The 5,714-nt window shown below is 55.3% G+C and carries 5 protein-coding genes; 1 reads left to right on the forward strand and 4 read right to left on the reverse strand.

Annotated elements, in window-relative coordinates; all coding sequences use genetic code 11:
* Nucleotides 1–214: 214 nt before the first annotated feature.
* From BO1_RS42235 to BO1_RS42245, 3 genes are all read right to left on the reverse strand, one after another.
* The gene (locus tag BO1_RS42235) at nucleotides 215–1,249 is read right to left on the reverse strand and encodes a methionine synthase (protein WP_028222720.1); all 1,035 of its coding nucleotides are present in this window, start codon (nucleotides 1,247–1,249) and stop codon (nucleotides 215–217) included.
* A gap of 27 nt (nucleotides 1,250–1,276) precedes the next feature.
* The gene (locus BO1_RS42240) at nucleotides 1,277–2,260 is read right to left on the reverse strand and encodes a DUF1852 domain-containing protein (protein ID WP_028222721.1); all 984 of its coding nucleotides are present in this window, start codon (nucleotides 2,258–2,260) and stop codon (nucleotides 1,277–1,279) included.
* Between the two features lie 438 nt (nucleotides 2,261–2,698).
* Nucleotides 2,699–3,370 (reverse strand): epoxyqueuosine reductase QueH, encoded by a 672-nt coding sequence (locus BO1_RS42245; protein ID WP_028222722.1) that lies wholly within the window; start codon nucleotides 3,368–3,370, stop codon nucleotides 2,699–2,701.
* A gap of 323 nt (nucleotides 3,371–3,693) precedes the next feature.
* Here BO1_RS42245 and BO1_RS42255 point away from each other — a divergent pair, with 323 nt between their 5' ends.
* On the forward strand, nucleotides 3,694–4,962 hold the full coding sequence (locus tag BO1_RS42255; protein WP_084688727.1) for an HD domain-containing protein: 1,269 nt from the start codon (nucleotides 3,694–3,696) through the stop codon (nucleotides 4,960–4,962).
* 482 nt (nucleotides 4,963–5,444) lie between these two features.
* Here BO1_RS42255 and BO1_RS60815 read toward each other — a convergent pair.
* On the reverse strand, nucleotides 5,445–5,714 hold a 270-nt coding region (locus tag BO1_RS60815), incomplete at its 5' end, for a hypothetical protein (protein ID WP_218002858.1).

Raw genomic sequence — 5,714 nt, forward strand, 5'->3', positions numbered from 1 at the left:
AGGAAGGCCTGAAGTAGTCCGGTCATTTTGGCTGACCTCAGCCCGGCCTGCTTGCGCTTGCCGGCTCGATCAGGGTCGAAAACAGGTCTTTGCTTCGTCTGGATGCTCGGGCAACCTGGGCAGCGTATGCCGCCAGATTCGCGGAGTCTGTTCAGGAAATTCCCTGAAATCTACTCCGCCTTCAATCCGCCCGAGCACCACCTCCGACTCTGGCTCAGAGTGAGTTCGAGAGTTCTCCGCGGACGATTTCTGCACCTGCACTCAAGGCTTCCAGCTTGCCTTTCGCTATTGCACGCGACAAGGGAGCCATGCCGCAGTTGGTGCAAGGATAGAGCTTGTCGGCATCGACAAACTGGAGTGCTTTTCGCAGGGTATTGGCGACCTCCTCGGGCGTTTCAATGGTATCGCTAGCCACGTCAATGGCCCCCACCATCACTTTCTTGCCGCGAATAAGCTCGATGAGCTCCATCGGGACGTGAGAGTTGTGGCATTCCAGCGAGACCATGCCGATACTGGACTTTTGCAGCTTGGGGAAAGCCTCTTCATACTGGCGCCACTCCGACCCCAGCGTCTTCTTCCAGTCCGTATTGGCCTTGATGCCATAGCCATAGCAGATGTGGACAGCCGTTTCGCACTTCAGCCCTTCGATGGCGCGTTCCAGCGTGGCAACGCCCCACTCATTCACCTCATCGAAGAACACATTGAATGCGGGTTCGTCGAACTGAATGATATCGACCCCGGCAGCTTCCAGCTCTTTAGCTTCCTGATTCAGGATTTTGGCGAATTCCCAGGCCAGCTTCTCGCGGCTTTTATAGTGATCGTCATAGAGCGTATCGATCATCGTCATGGGGCCAGGCAGCGCCCACTTGATGGGTTGATTCGTTTGCTGACGCAGGAATTTGGCGTCTTCGACAAAGACCGGCTTTTTGCGAGCAACAGCACCGACCACCGTCGGTACGCTTGCATCATAGCGATCACGAATTCGAACGGTCTTGCGGTTTTCGAAATCGACACCGTCCAGGTGTTCGATAAACGTGGTCACAAAGTGCTGGCGCGTTTGTTCGCCATCGCTGACGATGTCGATACCTGCGTGTTGTTGCTCTTGCAGCGACAAACGCAAAGCATCCTGTTTGCCCTCAACCAGTTCCTCGTCCTGCAACTTCCACGGGGACCAAAGCTTCTCGGGTTCTGCAAGCCAGGAGGGTTTCGGCAGGCTACCAGCAGTCGAAGTGGGCAACAATTTTTTCACAGTATATGACCTTGCGTTTTTGATAAATCAGAGAGCGTAGTTCGCAGACCACTGCTCAAGAACAGCCTGGTAGGGTTTGATAAAGTGCTCTTCAGCAAACTTTCCCTGCTCAATAGCCAGACGGCTACGTTCCTCTCGATCATAGACAATTCGAGTTAACGAAAAATCCTGGTGCTTCAAACTGGGCTGATAGGATTCCCCTGCCGCAGAATTCGCATTGTAAATTTCCGGCCGGTAGATCTTCTGGAAGGTATCCATCGTGCTGATCGTGCCGATAAGCTCAAGGTTGCTGTAATCAGCGATCAAATCGCCAGCAAAATAAAAAGCCAGGGGAGCGACACTATTCGGTGGCATGAAATAGCGAACCTTCAACCCCATTTTTTTGAAATACTCGTCAGTGAGCGAATATTCATCCTGCAGATATTCAACGCCCAACACAGGATGCTGATTCGCCGTCCGATGATAGGTCTTGCTACTCGAAACACTCAGGCAGATAACCGGCTGCTTTTTGAAGTTGGCCCGGTAAGCGCTTGAACTCACGAAACTCTTGAAGAGCTTCCCGTGCAGAGATCCAAAATCATCGGGCGTGCTGAACCCGGCCCGATCCTTGTTATGCTCCAGCAACAGAACGCTGAAGTCATAATCTCGCACGTAAGAGGAGAAATTATTTCCTACAATCCCCTCAATGCGCTCGCCGGTTTTTTGATCGACAATATTCGTTTTCAAGATCTCAATCAAGGGCAGCGCACTCGTGCTGTTTTCACCATCAATATTCATTTCAACGGAAATGATTTCATGCTTGACGGTATAGCGATCGCCTTTAGGATTATCCCAATGCGCCAGGGCATTGAAACGATTGTCGATCATCCTGAAGGTGTTGCGCAAGTTCTCCTGGCGACTCGTGCCTCTCGCCAGGTTAGCGAAATTGGTGGTTATGCGCGTATTATCTGCAGGGTGATAGTCTTCATCGAAATAAATGCTTTTGATTGCAAATGTGAAATCTTTACTCATTTTGACCTGACGCCCTAATTTCCGAAATGAATCTGCATCTATTGCCTGCTTTCGCAACTTTTCTCAGTTGCTACTCACCAGTCTAAGTGCCGATATTTGAAATGAATTGTATGCTGATCAACCGATGAAAAAAAGTGAATTCATTTCATGAAACCATTAGAAAGTCTCATGGATCAGAGGCGCCTGTCTGAAGAGCCTTCCCTGCTTCCGGGACTGGACCGCCTCAGCGCTCAGCCAGGCTGAAAGCCTGATGGCGAAGTCATGGAACGAGCGTGGCGAACACCTTGCGGGATACGAGGGTCGCTCGCTCCGGGTCAAATCTGGCGGCGAACAGCGAAATGGGTATGCCTCGGACGGTACACAGCGCGACCAGCGTTTTTCCCGGAGTACCGTGTCTTCAAGCCGTTCTGCTTGCTTATCTGTGTAAGGATGGCGAGCTCAGGATTCGCTTGCGGAGTCGTCGTCGCCGTAGAACTTCACGCCCAGCTGAATGCGTTCCCGGCCGCTTTCCAGGCGATGCCGATTGGTGTCACGAAGCGAATAGACGCAGCCGCAATATTCTTGCTGGTAGAAGTTTTCTCGCTTGCTGATCTCGATCATGCGCGCCGAGCCGCCGCCTTTGCGCCAGTTGTATTCCCAATACAGCATGCCGGGATAGTGCGAGGCCGCTCGCACACCGCAATCGTTGATCTGTTGCATGTTCTTCCACCGCGAGATGCCCAACGAACTGGTGATGACAGGGAAGCCGTGTTCATGTGCATACAATGCCGTGCGCTCAAAACGCATATCGAAGCACATGGTGCAGCGGATGCCGCGCTCGGGTTCGTTTTCCATTCCCCTGGCACGCTCAAACCAGTTGTCGCGGTCGTAGTCGGCATCGACAAACGGAATACCGAATTGCTCTGCAAACCGGATGTTTTCCTGCTTGCGTAATTCGTATTCCTTCAGCGGATGGATATTCGGGTTGTAGAAGAAAATCGTGAAGTCGATGCCGGACGCCTGCATGGCTTCCATCACTTCGCCCGAGCAAGGAGCGCAGCACGAGTGCAGCAGCACCTTGTTCTGTCCGCCAGGCAATGGGAGAGGCTTGCGGTCATGGGTTGGTGTCATGGCACCTCCTTCGATGAGACTGCGCGCCGGCTGACAAAGCGCCGGCGCGCGAAAGCAAGGCGTGTCGCCGTTCAGGCGTCGCCCCAAACTTCACGTGCGGCGCGGAACGCGAGAATGTAGGGGACGAGTCATCACTTGCAGCGGGGAGTGGCCGAATTGCTCGGGTAACCCAGAATTATCCGCGACCGTCTGATGCATGACTATGGATTAATGTTCATGGATTCATTAGTTTTGTTCATCTGAAAATCCAGCTACTGGCTTCGCATCCCGCGGGAGTAGGATGGAAAAGATTTGGCTCTTCAAGGCTTGCTGCCTCTATACACATGTTGCTACGGGACCCTGTTCACGGCGATATTGAACTCAACCCAGCGGAAGTCCAGATAGCCGACCTCGGAATCGTGCAACGGCTGCGAGGTATCAAACAGCTCGGCACCGCGCACCTGGTTTATCCGGGTGCTCTGCATACGCGATTCGATCACTCGGTTGGGGTCTGCGCCGTCGCCCACGAGATCGTTACGGCCCTGCGCCATTCCGGACTGCATGTCGCACAGGATCTCGAAACGGCGATTGGCATCGCGGCCCTGCTGCATGATGTGACGCACATCCCGTTCGGGCACACGCTCGAGGATGAACGCCGGCTCTTCGATCGCCATGATGAAGGCTCGCGGCTCGCGCAGATGTTTTCAGGCGAACTGGGCCACGCGCTTGGGCGTCTTGGACTGCGCGAGATCGTCGGACATCTGCTCGGGCTGTCGTCGACCGAATCCGCACCGCAATGGGCAAAGGACATCGTGTCGGGTTGTATCGACGCCGATCTGCTCGACTATCTGCGGCGCGACAGTTACTTCGCGGGACTCACCCAGAACTACGATGACCGCATTTTTCGGTGCTTCGCCGAGCGCGACGATCGCCTTGTCATCCGGCTGGCACGACACGGCATGGAGCGTCCCGATGCACGCTCGGAGATCATTGGGGTGCTTAGACTGCGCTATTACCTCACCGAGCGCGTCTACTATCACCATACCAAGGTCGCGGCAGGCGCGATGATCTCGAAGGCCGTTGAAATTGCCGTAGCGCACGGCGCACTGGCAGAGAGTGATCTGCTTGAACTCAACGACTGGACGCTTCTGGATCGGCTCGCACGTTGTGACATTGCCGGCGCTTCTGCGCTTGCGCGGCGGACCACCGGACGAGATCTGCTGAAACGCGGGTATGTCGTTTCAGGTCGGAGCGTGCCGCTGGATCAAAGAATCAAATGGGTCGCCCAATACCACGAGTCAGCCAGCACGCGTGCGCACATCGAGGCTGAACTGGCGAATCAACTGGGGCTCGATTTCGCTGATGTGGTGGTTTACTGCCCGGCACTCACGATGATGAAGGAAGCGACCGCACCGGTCGAAACGAATCGCGGCGTCGAACGGCTGAATAACCCCGGAAATGAAGCATTCGGAGAAATCGGCGCGCTGCAGGATCGCTACGCCGAGCTTTGGCGGTTTTACGTCTTTGTACCAGCGCAAGCTGTCTCGCGCACGTCCACGCTCGCCGCTGAAATGCTGGGCGTTGCGTCAGAACTGGCGCCGAAGTCCGCTTGAAGTTACCCAAAGTCGGCTCACAAAATCGCTGAGCAGCGATGGAGCAGCTAACCGCGCAACCTGTTTTTTCGGCTGGGAGATTGAGCGCCAGCCAGCAGGCGATGCACGGTTCCCAGTAGCGCGAGACATTGCTCCCTCTGTTCGTTCGAAGCCGGGAACGTCAGCATGTGTTCGAGTAACGAGCAGGCGGCGGAGAGCAGATGTACATGCGTGGCCCATGCACCGTTGCGAGCGCTTGGGATACGCATGAGCAAGGCGAGTTTAACGATCGCGTGAGCTGGCGCTCACCGTCGCGAACAACGGATACGTGGCGACTCGAGAGTTCACGGCATAAAAACAGGACGCAAGGCGCCTGCCTCGCCTGCGCAGCGAGTTCGATGCCGAATGCTTGCGCAACATCGTGCGACGACTGTCCGATATCGGTGTCAGTCGAGGTAGTCATACAGCTGCCCGCGCGTTACAGCAGCGTAACGCTTCGTTCGTTACTGCGCCCGTGGAAGCACCGCTTTGCGGATGAGCGAGAAGAGCGCCGCGTCCGCATCGGCCGCCGCGGACTGGACCTGACCGTATTGCGGTAAATCGGGCCATGTATCCGCAAGCTCGCCTTGTGTCCGTAAACTTGCGGCCCACGCATCGACGATGCCAGACATCGTCTTCCGGTCACGCGCGAGGAGATGTGAGACGACGATGCGCCCGACCTCTTCGTAAAGCGGCCAGCATTCTTCCCCATCCGACTCAAGCACACTCATGAG

Origin of the sequence: Paraburkholderia oxyphila NBRC 105797, assembly GCF_000685075.1 — a bacterium.
Lineage (GTDB): Bacteria > Pseudomonadota > Gammaproteobacteria > Burkholderiales > Burkholderiaceae > Paraburkholderia > Paraburkholderia oxyphila.